Here is a 19,879-nt window from a genome sequence, read left to right as displayed (position 1 = left end):
TAGATTTGCCTGTTAATTATATGAAAACTGTGTTTTTATCATACTCAGGTAACTGTTCTGAATGTGTACTGATATAAATGACAGGAGAAATGAATGAAATTGTGTCGTGTTCTTACCGCTTTAACTCTGTGTTTACTCTTATCGCCGTCTTTTGCAAACCCTTATCAACGTTACTCCGCATCACCTCCACCTCAAGCTGTACAACAATCACCTGCTGATGTATTAAAGCAGGGTATAGTGCAATTTACGAAGTACCTTGCAAATAGAGGTGGAAAAAATGCGGTGCCACTTGAGGTTTTTGTAGAGAAAACCATTGCTCCATTTTTTGACTTTGCTTATATGACAAAGTGGACAGCTGGTCGTCAGGCACAATACATGAGCCCGCAGCAGGCAACGGCCATGCAGCAAAAACTTCGTCGCCTTTTTCTGGCTGCAATGGTTGATAAATTATCAGAGTATCGACTCAGTCGTGTGAAGTATTTAAGGCCAACAGGTAATGCTCGTACTGGTGAACTTACCTTACGATTACTGGCTTATCAGAAGGGCAGCCCGTATCCACAGCGCCTCAGTTTCAGAATGTATAAAAGCAATCAGGGCTGGAAGGTTTTTGACGTGTCTTCTAATGGTCAGAGCGCCCTGGCTTTCTATCGAACTCAGTTTTCAATTGAGGCGAGGAATCAGAGAAGGAAAAACTACAGTCAATATTGAAATTAGATAGCTTTAATCTACAAGCATAAAGCATCAATATTTTATTATGTTATAAAGTATTGATGTTTAATGCTGTTTTTTCTAGTGCTTTTTTTAATTAAAGCTTGTTCTGTTTTTGCCGCTACTAATCCTAGGTTATTAAAATTACCTTAAAAATCACCCGTTTGGGCGATAGTAAATAGCACATAATCTATTGATAATACAATACATATTCGGCTGCTTAATATTGGCTTGCGAATATATGATATTAAAACAATAAATGAAAATACACGCGTCAAGGCTGCAAATGAAAGATAATAAGCAACGAGAATACTTTCGGCTAGCATATCCACAGGTTCACCGTCCCTCATTAGTAATTGATATCGATAATTATGAAATAGCAGATGTCTCAGAATACGGGATGAAAGTTAAAATAGATGATGATCCCGCTTTTCTGGTCGATGACAGTGTTATCGCTATTATCGCCTTTCCTGATGGCAGGGAATTTGATTTAAGTGGGCAGGTTATCCGAGTTGACCATGGTTATGCCGGGTTACAGCTTGAAACACCAATACCACTGAGTGTTATTCGGTCTGAAACGTTGTATTTAATGAATACTTATACCCGAAGAAATTAGACGTACAACTTTTCAGCTTCTAATTAAATTTAGTCATTACAGTCTGTACCTATATATGACTGTGCTGGAGTGACTAAATCTTTATTATTTTTCTATTTATTGCACTTCTTAAAGTCTTTTTAATAATGTCATATCGACAACTGTCGGATACTGATAATGCCTGTTATTCAATTTAACGTGTATCGTTTGCTAAGGTGAAGTAAAATAAATGGTATAGAGGCGCGATAATACTACCTTGCATCTCGATTTTTACTGATATATTGGTATCTGGTCATAAATATGAATATAGAATCAGAAACAGTACGAATTCAAAGTTTTGTTGATAAGGGTAATTATCATGCAGCCATTAATCTTGCTATTTCTGCAATGAATGAATGTCGACGTGATAAAAATCAGGCAGGCGTTGATTACTTTATTGATTTTATTAAAAATATTGCTAATACTATTGGTGAGGCGTTCGGTAGTATGTGATTTTGGTTGTTCAATAAAATAATAACTTTGTAGTTCCTTTTTTTATATGTTTCTTGATAGCATTATTCAGATTAAACAGCAGATTATTACCCGGACTCAGGAAAGTATCAGACTTGTGCCTGTCGTTACGCGCAAGCCTAAAGTTTTTCGTCACTGGTTACTAGCTTCACATAAACCTCAAATTTTTATTGTTGCTCTATTCATTTTAATTCCTTTTGCGATTTTACCGTTAATGGACTTACTTTTATCACAAGTTTTTTCACCAGTTACACAAGACGTATTATTTGGTTTATTTAGCAGCGAAGAAGAAAGTCCTTACCTGTCAGGTGCATTAATATTTAGTCACTGGGTCATCTGGGTTGTTGCTGTTTCAGCGGCTATTTATCTGTATCTTCGTTATATTCCAGTTGCTCTTGAACAGGCACATGAAATCGCCAGTGATAAAGAGCGGCAGGCTGATAACCTTATAAGTACGAATCCTTCTCAAAGCGTTTTACTTTATGATGCGGCCCAGGAATGGGTTGTTGATATACGGGCTGAATCGGCTCTGACAACCAAGATTGATAGTCTCAATATGAAAATGAGACAGTTTAGTTCTGATGAAGCCAGTTCTGAACTTTCACCTGATGCAGCGGCAACAATTGTATTAACGGAAAATATTGCAGAAACTGAAAAAGCCCTTATAGCTGATCGTTATCAGGTAATTAAAGAGTTAGGTGCCGGTGCAATGGGAACTGTTTATCTTGCAGACGATACTCGCCTTAATCGACAGGTGGCACTTAAACAACTTTCACCATTGTTATCTGCAGACAAACAACAACTGGCTCGTTTTCGCCAGGAGGCTCTTGCGCTGGCACGTTTTAGTCATCCGAATATTGTTCAGGTTTATGACTTTATCGAGTGGAATAATCTTTTTTTAATTGCAATTGAGCTTGTAGATGGAGGTGATCTTGAAGAGAAGTTAAGTGCAACTCTACCTCTTGCGTTAGATAAGGTAATTAAATTAATGTTGCAAATGTCAGAAGCACTGGCTTATGCACATGAACATGGTGTTATTCATCGAGATTTAAAACCTGCGAATATATTGCTCTCTAATAAGGGCGATGCAAAAATTACTGATTTTGGTATTTCTAAACTTGTTCAATCAAGTGTACTGACTCAGGTTAATACTGTAATGGGATCTCCAGCCTATATGAGCCCGGAACAGGCAAATGGTGATGATACGGATGAGCGTACCGATATATATTCTCTTGGCATTGTTTTTTATCAGATGATTTGTGGCGAACGTCCTTTTCAGGGTGATGCTCAGTCGATTATTGCTCAGCATCTTACAAAAATACCTCCTGATCTGAGTGTGAAATGTAAAAAAATACCGGCAGGTCTTAATGAGATGGTTCATAAAATGCTGGAGAAAAAACCTCAAGATCGCTTTCAGTCAATAGTAGAAGTTATCGAATTGTTGAAGAAATTTTAAACTATGTTTGAGTAACGTTATAAAATATGCACAGTGCCTGTTATTAATTAAAGTTGTTAGCGGTCATGAAATTTCTTTTTATGGCGTCAAAAGAATAGTTATTGTCATGCTTAGACAGGTATGACCTTCCTTGATATTGTATCTTTAGATTTCAAAATTAATACACAATATTTATTGGATATGATCAGGGAGGGACTTAATGTTTAACTCAAAACAGAAGTATAATATCTGTTCTATGTTTTTGTATAGAGATATAGAAAATGACATTATTATGAATGTAATGTCTGAAGGGGAGTGTTACATTATTAGTGGTGGCGCTACAGGTGAAATCAGGCTTAAGAAAAACATAACAAGTCTGGAAGAACTTAAACAACACTGGTTTGACTATGTTGATATTAATAAGTTTTGAAGACGCGTTATTTGTCATAGAGTGAGCCGTGTGTTTCCAGTTGAATAAGATATAAACGCATATCAAACTCCAGTTGATGATAATTACCCAGCATGTGATTACATAATCGATAAAATGCCTTATTGTGCTCCTTTTCTTTTAAATGAGCCAGTTCATGTACGACTATCATATTTAAAAAGTCTTCCGGTGTTTTTTTAAAGACCGAGCTGACTCGTAGTTCATTTTTAGTTTTTAATTTCCCTCCCTGTATACGAGCAACATAACTGTGTAAGCCTAACGCATTATTAACCACGTGAATTTTATTGTCGTATTTTATTTTGCTTAAAGGCTGTGATTTTTTCATATGCTGATTCTTAAGTGAAATTACATATTCACGTAAGTCATTGTCGTTAGCGATATTATGTGGCTGAGGATAACGATCTAGAAGATATGAAGCCAGACGATGGTTTTCTATTAATGATTCTACCTGAGATATAAGTTCAGGCGGGTAGTTGGCCAGATATTTGTGTGTTGCCATAATGCATATATGTAAAGAAGAGGAGAAGAATATTTTACTCTGTTTAACTATTGCATGCCATTTTTGCAGGAGTTAACTAAAGTTAACTCCTGCGTTGTGATTTTCATTGTTTTATGATTTTTCTGACGTTGCTTTAAATCGTACTGTTATTAATAGTAGAGTTGCTATAGCTAATAACCAGAAACTCATTGAACCGCTGCCTGCAAAAACAACTTCAGTTTCTACAGGGTACGTTGTATCTATAAAATGACTATCTTTAAAACTGTCTTCTAGTGGTAGTGAGTTGATAGAACTATCATCGTATGGACCATAACTTAATAACCACTGATTATAATCTGCATCATATAATTCAATGCGAACATCATAATAACCGGCTGAAAAACCATCGGCTAGTTCAGTCTCGATTACAAATGCATCCAGTCCGCTCTCTGCATATATATGGTAAGTATCACTGCTTGTATAATAGTTCCATGGGCCACCTTCGTAACTAAGATAAAGTTTTGCATAAACTGCTGCACTCTCATAAACCGTATCTGCATCGATAGTAATGCTAAAACGGTGATAAAAGTTATCGTAATCAAAGTCGCTTATCAGATTAGTTGATACGTTATAAATTGAAAAGTCACCTGCATAATTTGAAACAGAGCTTTTTATAGTGTCAGTCGTTTTTCCAGATTCTGTGCGATACCCCTGTTTAAGCATAGGAGTGATAAGTTTAATTTTAGATTGTTTAAGTAAAGCATCCTTTTCTGATTCGCCTGTTTCTGTATTAGTACTGTAACTGATAGATCGTGTGCTGGTCGTATCATCAGTTGCTATTGCTAATGTGGGCAGGCTTATTAACCCAATCAGTATTGCTGATGTTTTAAGGCTTATCGTTTTTATCTGCTTTAACATGAAAATTCTCCCGCTTTATTTAATTTACGGTTTCATTTCATCACGAATCAGCTGAATGGTAGCTGAACGGGTTGTTAATGTTGTTGATGCTTAATGTGTGGACATGTTAAGTACAGAAGGCATATGGTCTTTACTGTGGAGGAGGTGTTTAGTGGTTTTAACAATATTTGACTACAGGCATCTGATATCAGTTAGCTATAGAATGATTTCAATTTCAGCTCCACCTGAAGCACTTTCCCTGATAAATAACTCTCCCTGATAAGCGTCTACTATATTGCCAACAATCGATAACCCGATGCCGTGTCCAGCAATATTCTGATCGGCTCGTTTACCTCGTTGTAATAATGTTTCTACCTGTTCAGGTTTCATACCCGGACCATCATCTATTACACGTAGTGATAACTTTTTACCTTTCTTTTCGGCTATAACAGTAATCTGGGTATTTGCCCATTTATATGCGTTATCAAACAGGTTGCCTAATAACTCCATAAGATCACCTTCATCACCTTTAAAGCTAAGGTTTTCATCCGCCTCTATATTCAGGGTAATTATCTTGTCACGATAAACCTTCTTTAGTGATTCAAGCATTCTGTCTATTATGGCTTTCACATTTAGTGATGCAGCGCTACTGGATGTACCTGCCGTTGCGGCACGCTGTAACTGATATTCAACAATTGAATTCATCCGCGTGATCTGTTCCTGTGCTGATGCATCTGTTTCACTGTTTGAGTTCAGACCGCTCTGTATAACTGCCAGAGGTGTTTTAAGGCTATGAGCCAGATCTCCCAGGGCATTACGATAGCGTGTTTTCTGGTCGCGTTCCTGTTGTAACAACTTGTTGATATTATTGGTGAACTGTTCAATTTCCTGTGGGTAGTGTTGGTCTATTTGTTGCTGTCTGCCATGTTCTATATTGCTTAATTCAATGCCAACCTGGCGCAGTGGTGTTAAGCCCCAGCGTAGTATAGCGGCCTGACTAATAACTAATAAAAAGGCCATCGCTAATAGCCCGCCCCATAAGGTGGTTCTGTATTCTGTGATTTGTTTATTAAACGACACCAGATCGGTTGTAATAGTAAATGTAAGCGCAAGGGTGCTTGAGTCAGTTATCCAGTTTATGCCATAGGAAAAACTATAGTAATTTTGTGTATCTACACTACGTTTATTAAAACGTTTATTACCACTTTGTAATACTTCTACTGGAGGAAGTATTGTTCCGAGTGCTGATGAGGATTGCCATAAAACCTGACCTGTCTGCTTTGTTATAGTGGCGTATACACCTGAGCTGGGTAAACCTAAAAGGGCATCAAGTTCATTGGACGGCATTAAAATTTCATTATCAACTATTTCTGCGGCAGCAAGCAGGGCATATAACTGACTCGTTAAGTTATCACGCAGTGCACTTTCAGTGCTCTCTACAAATGCGCGGTTCAATGCAGCGGCTGTGAGGGTTATGAATATTATCAGTACAGTGGTTGCGCTTAATATGATGCGTAGATTAAGAGACATTAATTATTCACCATCACATAAGGTGAAGCGATAACCCCGATTACGCAGTGTTTCGATAAGGTTGATTGAGCCATCAGGATCGAGTTTTTTGCGCAGGCGACCTATTAGTACTTCAATAACATTGCTGTCACGATCATCATCGTGCGGGTAGAGGTAATCTGCCAGGCGGGATTTTGATATGGCTTCACTTGAATGACGCATAAGATATTCAAGCAGTCGGTATTCAAATGCGGTTACTTCGATAATGTTATTATCACGTAAAACCTGTTGTGTATCGACTTTTAATGTAATGCAGCCACAGCTGAGATCGTTTGAAGCTGATCCGCTGGCTCGACGTAATAATGCTTTAACCCTTGCGAGTAATTCCTCCATCTGAAAAGGCTTTACCAGATAATCATCGGCACCGGCCTCCAGACCTTCTACTTTTTCCTGCCAGCGACTGCGTGCCGTTAATATGAGTACGGGAAGAGTATGTCCCTGTTGACGTAGTTTTTTTATTACTTCAATACCCGATATGCCCGGTAGGCCGATGTCAATAATAGCCGCATCCAGCGGGTATTCCGTAGCAATGAAATAACCATCATTTCCATCACTGCTGGTGTCAACAATATAACCTTCAGACTGTAGTCTGGTTTCAATATCGGTTAGTAATTCCAGCTCATCTTCAATAATTAAAATGCGCATAGAGATTACCGGTTAATCACTTTCCCACTGTTTACATCAACTGAAATAACACGAACCTCACCATTAGTATTGAGTATTTTTACCCGGTAAACGCCACCGCTCTGTTTCACTGCGAGTACCCGTCCCGGGTTATTCTGTTGAGCGATGCTCATTGCCTGTTGTTTGCTTAAATTACCATCGGCTTTTGCAAATACAGGCGTTACCAGTAAAAGCGTCAATAATAGAATATAGGTAGTAAGTGTTCTCATAAGCCCGGTCGCAATGGTTGATCAGGTTGCAGTTTACACTGCAGTGCTTTCGGCTACCACATAATGCGACCTGATCAGGGTGCATGGTTATGTTTTAGTCACGATAAATAATATCAACATTATCAGTATGCACACCGAAAGTAAGACCCAGGTTAGACAGGTTTAAAAAATGACGCGGTTGGTAAAATCGGTAATTATGCCGGGGATAGGTGTGTTCATGTCTGTTACGATCATGTCTGCTGTAATTATGCACTACCTTATGATGTTTGTGTCCGTGACGGTGTTTGGCTCTTTGATGGTGTCCATGGCGACTCTGATATCCATGATTAGAATGATTACGACTATTTCCTCGGTGCTGTAAGTGGCTATTGTGCCCATTTTGTTCAGAATGATGGGCACTGTGCCGTCCACGGTCATTACCGTCTGCGACTGACAGTGTGGGTGTTATGGCCAGCCCAATAGCAAATGCACCAAGTAGAGGCAGTGTTTTGATAGTTGTAATAATGTTCATCTTGATTCTCCCGAGTGAATAAATAAATCAGGTCATACCCGATGACTACAAGGTAACTTAAGCTGGCTGAACGGAAGCTGAACGGAAGCTGAACGGAAGCTGAACGGATGTAGTTATCTAGTGTATTAAATTATCTGTATAAATTTGTGTTCTTCTAATGGTTTATGTAAAACTTAACGCACATACTACCGGCAGCTTTAAATGGATAAACGAATGAAAACATGTGTTCTCGTTACGGCTCTAATGATCAGTTTTTCATCAACTATATTTGCTGAGAATAAAAATCCTGTCGATTTTAGTTCCGTATCAACTATTCTTGAAAGTTTAAAAAAACAGCCATCTGTTAATGTAAGTAAGCAAGGTGGATGGGAAATCGTTTCTCTGATTGAAAATGGTAATCATGTTATCTGGTTTTTTGCTCCGCTTGATCATACCGCGTATCCGGCATTAATAAAAAAGACAATTCGAGTGAAAAGTAAGGGCATTGAAACAGAAATTACGACACTCTGTGAAGCATCAAAACCGAAGTGCGATAGCCTTATCAAACAGTTCAAATCGATGAGCGAGGTTTATAAGTAAGGCTAAATATCTGTTTATACGATTCTGAGTGTGTCTGGCGTACATCATGATTTAATTTATCTTCTTTTTTAAACTATTTTAATATTTAGATCTATCGAGGGAATTGATTGACACGTAAACAATCTATAGGTTAAATAAAGCCAATAAAAACATAGATTTATTATACATTTGACTATGTTTTATTAAGTAGGGATATTTATCCACAAATAATAATTATAACGATAAGTGATTTATAAAAATGAGAAAAAATAATAACAATAATAAATTATGCATTTTTCATGGCAATTGCCCGGATGGATTTGGAGCAGCATGGGCTGTACGTCATGCATTAGGTGATAGTGTTGATTTTTATAAAGGAGTTCATCAGCAGACACCACCAGATGTGAATGGGCGAGATGTATTTATAGTCGATTTTTCATATAAAAAGGATGTGCTGGTTGATATGTTAACAACAGCCGCAAGTATTACTATTCTGGATCATCATATATCCGCTGAAAAAGAGCTGGCTGGTTTATTAAGCAGTGGAGAGGTAAAAGGTCAGTTTGATATGAATAAGTCTGGCGCTATGCTGGCATGGGAATGGTTTCATCCACAAACACCTGCACCGAAGTTAATAGAGCATATTCAGGATCGTGATCTGTGGCAGTTTAAAATTGATGGTACGCGAGAAGTCACGACCGGGCTTTCATCTTATCCTTATGATTTTGATCTGTGGGATAAAATGATGGCGAACGAATCAGGTGAACTTGATGCTCTTCGAAGTGATGGTGCTGCAATAGAGCGTAAATTGCAAAAAGATATACAGGATTTAATTGCTTCCGGGGTCAGACGAATGATGATAGGTGGTTATAATGTGCCTGTTTTAAATGTTTCTACCACTTATATATCTGATGCGGGTAATATTATGGCACTGGATGAGCCATTCGCAGCCTGTTACTGGGATCATGCTGGTGGCCGATCATTTAGTTTACGCTCTAGTGAAAAGGGTATTGATGTGAGTGAAATTGCAAGACAGTATGGTGGTGGTGGACATGTTAAAGCGTCAGGTTTTACCGTGGAATCAGGATGGGAAGGTGAGTTGTAAAAAAAGTTCTGTTTCTATAATGAACATTAATAAAAGATAAAGAAAAAAATTATGCAAACTGCTGAATCTCTGGTTAAAGAATCTATCGAATTAATCTCTTTGCCTGATGTATATATTCGCTTAAGAAGTGTTATTAATTCACCCAATTCATCAATGTCGGATGTTGCACAAATTATTGTACATGATCCAGCAATCACTGCGCGCCTCTTAAAATTAGTGAACAGTTCATTTTTTGGACTGAGAACAAAAGTCGATACCATGACGCATGCTATCAACCTGCTTGGAACTCAGCAGGTGCATGATCTGGTTCTAGCGACTGTAGTTGTAGATAGTTTTTCCGGTTTCACAAACGATTCTTTTAATATTTATGATTTCTGGTTTAACGGTGTTTACTGTGCGGTGACGGCACGATTACTGGCTTATCATTGTGGCGATATTGATACAGAAAGGCCTTTTATTGCCGGACTATTACATGGTATCGGTCATCTGGTGACGTTTCAGAAAATGCCGGAAGAATCTAAAAAGGCAATCGAACTATCCACACAGAAAAATATAGATCTTTATCTGGCTGAACGCGAAGTGCTGGGTTTTGATTATGCACAGGTTGGTGCTGAATTAATGCGCGAGTGGCAATTACCTAAAAGTTTGCAGGATATTACGCAGTTCCATATAGAACCTGTGAAAGCACCGGACTACAGACTGGAAACGGCAATTATTCATATTGCATCAGTAATAACAGAAAACGCACTGGCTGAAAAAACTATAAGCCCGGAAACATTGGCGGTTAATCCGGTTTGCTGGCAGTTAACCGGTTTATCTATTGAGGATATGCCAGCACTTAAACAGGAAGTTGATCAGCAGGCATCAATGGTAATGAATATGTTATTTAAAAATAAAAAATCTGCATAATTTTAATAAGATATTTAAAGGTGAATGTATCAGTAATAAAGAATACAAACAGTTCGGTGAATTAAATGAATTTGATCTTAAGTTTAATAAAGAACCTGTTGCCGGACTGATCACACTTGTTTATATTATATATGGCTTGCATTTTTTTAGTGCACTAAATGGCGTATTATCTTCTGCGTTTATCTTAACCGCTTTTTTAACGGGATGGCCGTCTATTATTGCGGTGATAATTAGTTATGCTAAAAGAGGTGAAGCTGTTGATACTTATTTGCAATCACATTTTGAATGGCTTATTCAAACATTCTGGTATGCATTGCTCTGGTTAATTGTATCCATATTAATTGCACTTACCTTCTTTGGAATCCCGATTGCATTTCTTATGATTGTGCTAACAGGATTATGGGTTATCTACCGTATTATCCGAGGCGTCCTGAATCTGATGGATAAAAAAAGTATGCCCATGTTATAGGTTAGAATTAATTATTAAAAATTAATCTACCTGGATTACAAATATACCTGAGTTTATTTTCTATCTATCATGAAACCTTTAAATTTACAGACCATGCACCGGTCGAAGCTAAATTAGATGGTCGGTAGTATTTGTTTGTGCTTTTTCTGAATTGAAAGAGCAGGGTAGAAGACTAAGATTAGATATATAAGTCCAGGTTTGTTATATCCTCAACGTAAAACTCAATTTAATATATTAAAAACAGCTATTTAAATAAATATAACTCATAAAAAGTAGGGTTTATATTTTTTAAAACATATCTATCTTCTCTGGATTTACTGTAGGTAAAAAATACAGTGTTTACATTATATACTAACGGGTAATTTTGATAGTACCCTTACGTCTTCTTTATGCGCATTGCTCACAGGACTTGATTACTAATGGAATGTATCTGTAAACGCATCAATCATTTCAGTTTAAGTAAATTCTCACAGTAATCGTAGCTATTCATTCGTGATGATGTATTTCTATTGCGTCATCAACCACAATAACGTTTTATTCAAAACCATAAAAATCCGGGAGGTATATTGTCGCAAAAACAATTCACACGTTTTAACGCCGTGAGGATTATCAAAACTATGTATACAGTTTTTTGTAAGTTAAATGATAAATTAAATGACAGGAGAGAAAATCATGAGTATTAAGTTAACACAGAAATTATCTTCAGTAGCAATTTGTTCAGCATCCATGCTGGTGTCCGTTGCATTTAATGCACAGGCGACAGGTGTTATCCCACCTGATCCAGACACTTTTTTAACCTTTCTTGAAAGACATGTACCGGAAGATGCGGTCTCGGCTACTGCATATTACGCAGCTGTGGACCCTGATGGTAAAAAGACAACTTATGCCGACTGGTTAGTTGAAACGGGATTCATTAACAACCGAGGTGATTACAGCACCACAGGTCCTTTTGATGTTAATCCTGATTCAACAACAGTGGTTCACCAAAATATAGCAGACCTTGGCTTTATTCGGCGGGTAACGGCTCGCTGTGAACCGAGTTGCACTGACCCCAACCCTAATATCTATTCAGTTATTGAAAACTACCCAACTTTTGATGATGCTGCAAACAGAACAAACAGATTAGCATCCGTTACAATGGAAAGGGTATCTGCAGCAGATGGCAGTTCACCGTCAAATAAAATTATTACATTTTATGCTTATACCGGGGCAGATTCACGCAATCAGCTTAATTCAGCGGGTGAGAGTATTCCTTTCCAGCCTGATCTTGATGGTCGTGGAGAAAAACCGATCCCCGGGCTGTGTAATACATGCCATGGCGGAACACCAGAAAAGCTCAAAAAAGATGGTAGTTATGCTAACAGTGGAAACACCGGCGCACTTTTCCTCCCTATGGACTTAAATAATTTTGCATTTGACCCAAACCTGGCGCGTGGACTCACTAAAGCAGATCAACAAACTGCATACAAAAAAATGAATCAGGTCGCTCTGATTACGCATCGTGGCACAAAAGATGAGGATGAGGTTGCTGGCGGTTCACGGCTTCCAGGAGGTCATGAATTAATAGAAGGCTGGTATGGTGGCCCTGGAATGCCTGGTAACATCTTCAATGGTGATTTCGTCCCCCCTGGATGGTTACCACCTGCTGCACCTGTAGGTGTTGATGAATTATATCTTAAGTCTGTAGCGCCCGGATGTCGTGCCTGCCATGTTCAGCAGGAACGGGCACTTGATTTTGCAACTTATGAAGGGTTTATGGTGTTTGAGGATGCTCACAAAGAACTGGTGTTAAATGTTGAGTGCGGTTTAAGTGATGACCCAAAAATACGCGAAAAAGCTGATAACCAGGCAGTGATGCCACTTGCGCTGGAAACCTACAAGAAATTCTGGGAAAGCGAAGAGGCAGCGGTGTTTAAAGACCATCTTGGCACCGTTGACTGCAATGATTTATGATTTTATTGTTCTTTAGATAAGATCTGACGAAGTCATATATAACGTGAGAGATTAGATCTCTATACTGTATAGCTGGAGGCCGGCGGTAAGTCTGCCTTCAGCGTTTACTGACATAGCTTTACTCATCATGGTCGGTTTATCAGCACAATTTTTTTAAATAGTTAAGCATAGAAAGTGCAAGAATCATTTACCGAAAGAAACTCTCTGAACATTCCCGTCAACAAACGATCGTGTCTTCTATCAGGTCAATTAGCGACGATCAATGCATTAATTTAAGCTTCTATCCAATTCTCCTGTAATCCATGCTGTATATTTCTTTAGCTGAGAGTTTGTTTTGTTCTATGAAAAAACGCGATCTGGCTTATTCATAGTTACAGTTGTTGATATCTATTATATTAATTTAATGATGGTCTTAATAATAACCACGACACAATATCTTTTTGCTGATAATTTTGCATGTATATCTTGCTATAAGGCATTTTTCAGAATGCTCTGAAAACTTTTCAATTAAAGAACCATTTAACAGAATTTATAAATCATTATATTTATACTATTCTCATACCATATAATTATTATTCCGGGGAGAAAAACAGTGAACAAACTATTAAAACCTGTATTTGCATTGATTATTCAAATTATTTTTGTTTCTACATCTTATGCAGGTGACTTTGAATGGCTCGAAAATTTTGATATTAAAGCGGAAGCAGATTCTTCAGGTTATCGAATCCAGCTGGGTACGCGTTTCCATATTGGCAGTACCGAAGTTAACACGGTAATTCGCTCTGTCGACAACTACTCTGATGCATATATGGTGTTACGTCTGGGTGAGTTGTCTGGCCGTTCAACTGATCAGGTTCTTAACGAATACCAGAGAAGTAAACATAAAGGCTGGGGTAATATGGCTAAAAATCTGGGTATCAAGCCTGGTTCACAAGAGTTTCATGCATTGAAAAAGGGTGATGACATGCATGGAAAGAGCGCTAAAAATAAGAAAAATAAAAGTGGTAAGGGTAATAGCAAGAATAAGAACAAGGGCAACGGTAAAGGTCAAAAGTAAAGTCCTTGTCCTGTAACGCGGGTGTTTCAGGTTAATTTGAAATATGTCCCAGAGTTCAGTTCAAATCATTTAAACTGATGACATCAGGCGTTATAATTTCAAAAGTGAGTAGTCGTATATTTAGGTATATACCTTAAAAGGTTAATAGAGTGATTAAATTAAAACATATAGTTAATGGCGTTGTGGTATCCGAAATTGATATGCAAATAGGTGAGTATACGATTGGCCGAGCAAAGGGTAATAGTTTACAACTGGATGATGGAGCTGTCAGTAGTCAGCACGCACGATTTAATATTGAGCGTAGTCCCTATATGGACTCTATATTTGATATAACACTGGATGACCTGGGCAGCACGAACGGGACTTATGTAAACAGTGATAAAATATCAAATATAAGACTTAAGCATAATGACCAGATTCGTATAGGTACTCATGAATTTAAAATATTTGATGCAAAAGCAGGTATAGGGACTCAAACAGAGTTTTATGTGCCTGACGAATAAATAGTAGGAAATATCGACTGATTTGAAATTTATGTAATAATGAACACACTGTCTGGTGTGTAATTTACTGTGATGTCTACTTTCTCAGGCAGGGTGATATCTAATGTAGCAGTAGATTTTTTCAAGTTGTGTTGTAATGAAGTTTTTAGTTGTTTTGTTTATGCTGGTTTCTTCGGCTGCATTAGCAGCGGATAAGCATTTTGGTGATGTGGTTGTTTCAGAAGTCACCAGTATCTATGATGCGGATACGTTCAAGGTTAATATCAAAGGCTGGCCGGATGTTATTGGTAAACGTATATCTGTACGGGTTCTTGGTGTAGATGCACCTGAGATCAGGGGTAAATGTACGTCAGAAAAAACAGCCGCTCGTCTGGCAAAACAGTTTACAGTGCAATTTTTACGCTCAGGTAGTTATATTGAGCTTCGGAATATTAAACGCGGTAAATACTTCAGAATACTGGCAGATGTGTTCGTAGATGACCAGAATCTGGCAAAAGCACTGATTATGGCTAAACACGGACGACCTTATAACGGTGGTAAACGTCAGGGCTGGTGTGTGAAATAGTCTTTTAAATTGTTTTTTCTAACTAATAATCTGTTATTTAAAATATTTAAAATCACTCTAAACGAGCCAGTATTTTCTAACTTAAATCGCAAAAACACCTTAATTTCATTAAAAATCACCTTATTTATCACATTCTTAGCCTCATGTTATTTCATCCTGCCTGTAAGTAGGGTATAAAAGCGCCATGAAAACACCAAAACGACTCCAGCCCCTTCTTGAAGACGGCCTTATAGATGAAGTTCTTTATCAGCTGATGAGTGGCAAAGAAGCCACCGTTTATGTCGTTCGTAGTTGCGGTGAGATTCGTTGTGCCAAAGTATATAAAGAAGCGAACCAACGTAGCTTTAAAAAGGCTTCTCAATACCAGGAAGGACGTAAGGTTAGGAATAGCCGCCGTGCTCGCGCAATGAGTAAGGGCTCCAGGTTTGGCCGTAATGAGCAGGAACAAACCTGGCAAACGGCAGAAGTTGATGCATTATATCGTTTGAACAACGCAGGGGTTCGCGTGCCTGAACCTTATGGTTGTGTGGATGGCGTTCTTCTGATGGAATTAATTACCAATGAAGAGGGAGAAGTAGCGCCTCGTCTGGGTGATGTAGAAATGTCAGCTGAAATAGCGCTGGAAGATCATGCAGTGATGATGGCATATGTTACTCGTATGTTATGTGCCGGGCTGGTTCATGGTGATTTATCAGAGTTTAATGTACTTGTGGATGGTGATGGCCCTGTGGTAATTGACTTGCCTCAGGCTGTTGACGCGTCTGCTAATAATCATGCTGAGCGTATGTTAGCTCGCGATGTGAATAAAATAACCAGTTATTACGCGCTATTTGCACCTGAATTACAAGGCACACAATATGCCCGGGAAATTTGGGACCTATATGAAAATGGGCAGTTACACCCCGATTCAGAATTAACCGGTTTATTTGAAGAAACGGAAGAAGAAGCTGACGTGGATACTGTTCTAAATGAAATAAAAGCTGCCTGGGAAGAAGAGCAGGCTCGTCTGTTACGAATGAATGATGAAGTGCCTGTTGTTTAAATTACAATGATTGCTTTTGTCAGTTATGAATTTACCATTTGATCATCTTAATTTACGTTTTAACCCTTTTGGCGAGTTGACTTCAGATCAACGTAAACAAGTCGCATTTGTTGATATTGAATCCTTAACGAAGAGTCTTAATAAAGAAGCTACTGCTATACAGTTTTTAGCAGATCATGGTCGAGGTAAAACCACCCATCTTTTATCACTGCATGATTATTATTCTAAAACAGAATATATAAAAATTTATCAGGGTGATAAACCTGACTTTACAGAACAGTTTATTCGGTTTGTCGATAGTGTTGAAAATCTAACTAAAAAATCAAGACTAGAGTTATATAAAAAAACCAGTTCAATTGCTTTTACTAGCCACGCTGATCTTTCTAAAGAACTTCATAAAGCGGGCTTTAGTGTCACCACTATAAAAGTATGTATGGAAAATGAGCTGACATTAAGGGATATTTTCACACAGCGTATTAAATTTGCGCAAAGAAATGATGGCGCAATACCCGTTGTTGATCAGTTTGCAATTAAAAAACTTAAAACCCTTTATGGTGATGATATACGCTCAATGGAAGGTCATTTATATGAGCTGTTTCAGCAAATGGAAAGGATAGAAAATGTCAAAGTGTGATATCACTGTAACAGCTGAAAAAACTCATTATAAAATAGGTGATACGGTAACTGGTGAAGTAAAAGTACAGATTGATAAAGAGTGTAAGTGCGATGGTCTTACAATAGAAAAATACTGGCAGACACATGGTAAAGGTAATCGTAGTCGTGGTTGCCATGATACTGAAACTCTGTTTTCCGGTGTATGGCAACCGGGTGCTTACGCATATCCATTTTCATTTAAACTGGAAGAAGGCCCCTTAAGTTATCATGGTCACATACTTAATATCGACTGGTATTTAAAGGCAAAGGCCGATATACCGTGGAGTTTAGACCCAAGCGGGGAAGTTGACTTTATACTGGAAAAAAACGATGAAGTTGATTCAGATGAGCGAGATTATTTATATAGAAATAGCTTAGATAAAAAACAGGTCTCAATTAATGACAAGGGGTGGTGGAAGTTATTTCCATTAATATTTGTTATAATCGGTATTACATTTGTTTATACGGGAGAGAGTTTTTTTATAGGTACTATTTTTTCTATAGTAGGCTCAATTATATTTTATAAAATGATACAAAGCTCTCTTGCTGAAAGAAAACTAGGAGAGGTGACCTGTACCGTGGATAAGGAAGATTATTTTCCGGGTGATTACTTTAATGCCACGATTAAATTTACTCCCAGAGATAAAATAAATATTCATACAATTACTGCAAAATTATCAGGTGAAGAAATTTCAGTCAGTGGCTCGGGAACGAATAAAACAACCCATAGACATAGGTTCTTTGAAGAAACAATGGAATTACTTCAAAAGGGTGAGTTGTCTAAAAATTTTCCTGTAAACCGTAAGTGCCAGTTTATGATACCTGAAAATGCACCCGCATCATTTGAAGCATCTGATAACGATATAAAATGGTCGGTTATTTTTGAAGTGGATATTCCAAGATGGCCAGACTGGTATAATGATATTTCAATTAGAGTTCTCAACTAATGTTAAAAGAAAAATTACAGGTTTGCATTGGTTTATGTAATCCTAAAAGTCCTGATAATGTAAATTCAGTAAGGCGGGCAGCAGGCAATTATCGGGTTGATGCTATTTTCCATACTGGGTCACGTTATTTACGTGCGTTAAGAAAAAATCCTGATACGCCTAATATAAATCGATCTGTTAGCCTCAATATTCCTGTTAAGGGTGTTGAAGACCTGATTGATCAGGTGTCTGAGGGTATGCAGGTGGTTTGTGTTGAGTTTGCTGAAGGTGCCACGCCTTTACCCAGCTATCAGCACCCTGAGAGAGCTCTGTATATATTCGGACCTGAAGATGGGAATATCAGTCAGAAAATCATAGATCGCGCAGATGCGGTTGTATATGTGCCCACGGTGGGTTGTATGAATCTTGCAGCGACTGTTAATGTTTTGCTTTATGACAGGCTAACAAAATCAGATCAGTGTTTTGATAATCATCAGCTTATTTTAGAAAATCGTGATACAAATAATAATTTAAAGTTTAAAAAGCAGTCTGTTTAGAAAACTTAAATCTTCTGTTTATATATGCACTTTAAAAACATTCTTTAATTTAAAACTGACTATACTCCTGAATAACATCTAATTAATCAGGAACAGCATTCGTGGACCCCACTACAGATATTCATCAAAAAGCACTCTCAATTAATCTGGATAAAGGGCAGTATGGCACGATTGCCGAGATAGGAGCAGGGCAGGAAACCGCTCGATGGTTTTTTCGGGTTGGCGGAGCAGCTGGCACAATTGCCAAAGCAATCTCAGCTTATGATATGCAGTTTAGTGATTCTATTTATGGAGAGTCACCCCGTTATGTTAGTCGCGATCGGTTAAGCTCTATGCTTGATCTGGAGTACCAGCTTATTATTGAGCGATTGGGTAATAAGCGAGGGGATGAAAGTACATTTTTCTCTTTTGCAAATACGGTTGCCTCACGTAGTTTTTCAAGAGATGTTGACGGTCAGGGCTGGATCGGAGTTAAATTTCAAAGTTCACCCTGTAGTGAACCATCACAGATAGATTTGCATGTTCATCTCCAGGGCAAAAAAAGTATTCAGGATCAGGAAACGCTTGGTATTCTGGGTGTGAACCTGATTTATGCAGCATTATATTTTCACCAGGATCCGCAGTACTTACTAAAGTCATTAATGGATGATCTGTCTTTTGAGTTGCTTGAAATTGATATGATAGATTTCTCCGGCCCGGCTTTTGAATCAGTTGATAATCGGTTAATGGCATTGAGACTGGTTGAGCTTGGGATGACTCCGGGTGCTATGTTTAACTCCGAGGGTGAAATTGTTCTGCCAGCTGATGTATTGTATAAAAAAGCGGTTTTAATTGAACGTAGCCGTTTCAATCCGCCTACATTGCTAAATATGGATATGCTGGATTGTGCGCAGGAAATTTTTCTAGATGATCATGATTTATCAGATGATGAGTTAATGGTGATATCAGAAATGACTGTACACAATTTAAAAGATGGTAGTGATATAGATGTAGAAGATTTTTTACAAAGGGCTGATATACTTTGTGCATTAGGAAAAAACGTTCTTATATCAAATATGGGTGAGTATTATAAGCTGGCCGATTACCTGTTTAGATGTACCACCAGGCCGATGGCTATTGCACTTGGTATTCCAACCTTGAAAGATATTTTTAATGAGCACTATTATGAAAATTTACCCGGTGGAATCCTCGAGGCATTTGGTCGTCTGTTTAAGTATGAGTTGCGCCTTTATGTATCTCCCTGCTGTAAAAATAACGATATTAACGATTTAACAACCACTGATAATTTTGAGCCGGAAGAAAATTTAAAACATTTATACCATTATCTCGTGGATAATAAATTTATTTCACCTCTTAATACGGTTAATAGAGATTTTCTTTGCATACACTCACATGAAGTACTTGAAGAAATTAAAAACGGACACAATAACTGGGAAACTAAAGTGCCGGAGAAAGTAAAAGCCCTTATAAAAGATAAAAAACTTTTAAATGTTAATTTATGATTTTTAATGTTGTTTCATGTTCTTTAATTTAATAA

Annotated in this window: 23 protein-coding genes and 1 pseudogene; 18 read left to right on the top strand and 6 right to left on the bottom strand. The window is 37.8% G+C overall.

Annotated elements, in window-relative coordinates; genetic code table 11:
• Positions 1-93: 93 nt before the first annotated feature.
• The 5 genes from DIZ80_07870 (at position 94) to DIZ80_07850 (ending at position 3,678) form a co-directional block, all read left to right on the top strand.
• Positions 94-708, top strand: a complete 615-nt coding sequence (locus tag DIZ80_07870; GenBank protein ID RDH84042.1) for a hypothetical protein — start codon at positions 94-96, stop codon at positions 706-708.
• A 259-nt stretch (positions 709-967) separates the two neighbouring features.
• A complete protein-coding gene (locus DIZ80_07865) occupies positions 968-1,324 on the top strand; it encodes a hypothetical protein (GenBank protein RDH84041.1) in 357 nt (118 codons plus the stop codon).
• 279 nt (positions 1,325-1,603) lie between these two features.
• On the top strand, positions 1,604-1,795 hold the full coding sequence (locus tag DIZ80_07860; protein ID RDH84040.1) for a hypothetical protein: 192 nt from the start codon (positions 1,604-1,606) through the stop codon (positions 1,793-1,795).
• A 46-nt stretch (positions 1,796-1,841) separates the two neighbouring features.
• Positions 1,842-3,269: a hypothetical protein gene (locus DIZ80_07855; protein RDH84039.1), complete on the top strand. Its 1,428-nt coding sequence runs from the start codon at positions 1,842-1,844 to the stop codon at positions 3,267-3,269.
• 199 nt (positions 3,270-3,468) lie between these two features.
• The gene (locus DIZ80_07850; protein RDH84038.1) at positions 3,469-3,678 is read left to right on the top strand and encodes a hypothetical protein; all 210 of its coding nucleotides are present in this window, start codon (positions 3,469-3,471) and stop codon (positions 3,676-3,678) included.
• 7 nt (positions 3,679-3,685) lie between these two features.
• Here DIZ80_07850 and DIZ80_07845 read toward each other — a convergent pair whose 3' ends face one another.
• The 6 genes from DIZ80_07845 to DIZ80_07820 all read right to left on the bottom strand — a co-directional run bounded on the left by DIZ80_07845 (position 3,686) and on the right by DIZ80_07820 (position 8,044).
• Positions 3,686-4,195: a metal-dependent hydrolase gene (locus DIZ80_07845; GenBank protein RDH84037.1), complete on the bottom strand. Its 510-nt coding sequence runs from the start codon at positions 4,193-4,195 to the stop codon at positions 3,686-3,688.
• 111 nt (positions 4,196-4,306) lie between these two features.
• Positions 4,307-5,092: a hypothetical protein gene (locus DIZ80_07840; GenBank protein ID RDH84036.1), complete on the bottom strand. Its 786-nt coding sequence runs from the start codon at positions 5,090-5,092 to the stop codon at positions 4,307-4,309.
• A gap of 195 nt (positions 5,093-5,287) precedes the next feature.
• Entirely contained in the window at positions 5,288-6,601 is a 1,314-nt protein-coding gene (locus DIZ80_07835; protein RDH84035.1) for a two-component sensor histidine kinase, read from the bottom strand.
• 3 nt (positions 6,602-6,604) lie between these two features.
• On the bottom strand, positions 6,605-7,285 hold the full coding sequence (locus DIZ80_07830) for a DNA-binding response regulator (protein RDH84034.1): 681 nt from the start codon (positions 7,283-7,285) through the stop codon (positions 6,605-6,607).
• Positions 7,286-7,290: 5 nt separating this feature from the next.
• Entirely contained in the window at positions 7,291-7,533 is a 243-nt protein-coding gene (locus DIZ80_07825) for a peptidase (protein RDH84033.1), read from the bottom strand.
• A 94-nt stretch (positions 7,534-7,627) separates the two neighbouring features.
• A complete protein-coding gene (locus DIZ80_07820) occupies positions 7,628-8,044 on the bottom strand; it encodes a hypothetical protein (protein RDH84032.1) in 417 nt (138 codons plus the stop codon).
• 201 nt (positions 8,045-8,245) lie between these two features.
• Here DIZ80_07820 and DIZ80_07815 point away from each other — a divergent pair, with 201 nt between their 5' ends.
• The 13 genes and pseudogenes from DIZ80_07815 to DIZ80_07755 all read left to right on the top strand — a co-directional run bounded on the left by DIZ80_07815 (position 8,246) and on the right by DIZ80_07755 (position 19,844).
• On the top strand, positions 8,246-8,623 hold the full coding sequence (locus DIZ80_07815; GenBank protein ID RDH84031.1) for a hypothetical protein: 378 nt from the start codon (positions 8,246-8,248) through the stop codon (positions 8,621-8,623).
• A gap of 238 nt (positions 8,624-8,861) precedes the next feature.
• Positions 8,862-9,707: a phosphohydrolase gene (locus tag DIZ80_07810; GenBank protein RDH84030.1), complete on the top strand. Its 846-nt coding sequence runs from the start codon at positions 8,862-8,864 to the stop codon at positions 9,705-9,707.
• A gap of 51 nt (positions 9,708-9,758) precedes the next feature.
• The gene (locus DIZ80_07805; GenBank protein RDH84029.1) at positions 9,759-10,616 is read left to right on the top strand and encodes a hypothetical protein; all 858 of its coding nucleotides are present in this window, start codon (positions 9,759-9,761) and stop codon (positions 10,614-10,616) included.
• Positions 10,617-10,722: 106 nt separating this feature from the next.
• Positions 10,723-11,085 carry a hypothetical protein gene (locus tag DIZ80_07800; protein ID RDH84028.1) on the top strand — a complete coding sequence of 121 codons (363 nt, stop codon included), beginning with the start codon at positions 10,723-10,725 and terminating at the stop codon, positions 11,083-11,085.
• Between the two features lie 672 nt (positions 11,086-11,757).
• Positions 11,758-13,038 carry a hypothetical protein gene (locus DIZ80_07795; GenBank protein RDH84027.1) on the top strand — a complete coding sequence of 427 codons (1,281 nt, stop codon included), beginning with the start codon at positions 11,758-11,760 and terminating at the stop codon, positions 13,036-13,038.
• A 592-nt stretch (positions 13,039-13,630) separates the two neighbouring features.
• Positions 13,631-14,008: pseudogene (locus DIZ80_07790) on the top strand (hypothetical protein).
• 236 nt (positions 14,009-14,244) lie between these two features.
• Entirely contained in the window at positions 14,245-14,598 is a 354-nt protein-coding gene (locus tag DIZ80_07785; GenBank protein ID RDH84026.1) for an FHA domain-containing protein, read from the top strand.
• A gap of 136 nt (positions 14,599-14,734) precedes the next feature.
• On the top strand, positions 14,735-15,163 hold the full coding sequence (locus DIZ80_07780) for a nuclease (protein ID RDH84025.1): 429 nt from the start codon (positions 14,735-14,737) through the stop codon (positions 15,161-15,163).
• A gap of 184 nt (positions 15,164-15,347) precedes the next feature.
• Positions 15,348-16,205 carry a serine protein kinase RIO gene (locus tag DIZ80_07775; protein RDH84024.1) on the top strand — a complete coding sequence of 286 codons (858 nt, stop codon included), beginning with the start codon at positions 15,348-15,350 and terminating at the stop codon, positions 16,203-16,205.
• Positions 16,206-16,230: 25 nt separating this feature from the next.
• Positions 16,231-16,839, top strand: a complete 609-nt coding sequence (locus tag DIZ80_07770; GenBank protein ID RDH84023.1) for a hypothetical protein — start codon at positions 16,231-16,233, stop codon at positions 16,837-16,839.
• The gene (locus DIZ80_07765) at positions 16,826-17,806 is read left to right on the top strand and encodes a hypothetical protein (protein ID RDH84022.1); all 981 of its coding nucleotides are present in this window, start codon (positions 16,826-16,828) and stop codon (positions 17,804-17,806) included. Before DIZ80_07770 ends, DIZ80_07765 begins: the two co-directional genes overlap by 14 nt.
• Entirely contained in the window at positions 17,806-18,342 is a 537-nt protein-coding gene (locus tag DIZ80_07760; GenBank protein ID RDH84021.1) for a 23S rRNA methyltransferase, read from the top strand. Before DIZ80_07765 ends, DIZ80_07760 begins: the two co-directional genes overlap by 1 nt.
• Positions 18,343-18,443: 101 nt before the next feature.
• Positions 18,444-19,844 carry a nicotinate-nucleotide adenylyltransferase gene (locus tag DIZ80_07755; GenBank protein RDH84020.1) on the top strand — a complete coding sequence of 467 codons (1,401 nt, stop codon included), beginning with the start codon at positions 18,444-18,446 and terminating at the stop codon, positions 19,842-19,844.
• Positions 19,845-19,879 lie beyond the last annotated feature (35 nt).

This window comes from endosymbiont of Galathealinum brachiosum (assembly GCA_003349885.1).
GTDB lineage: Bacteria > Pseudomonadota > Gammaproteobacteria > SZUA-229 > SZUA-229 > SZUA-229.
The sequence above is the reverse complement of the archived record's forward strand: the minus strand, read 5'-3'. Positions and strand labels throughout refer to the sequence as shown.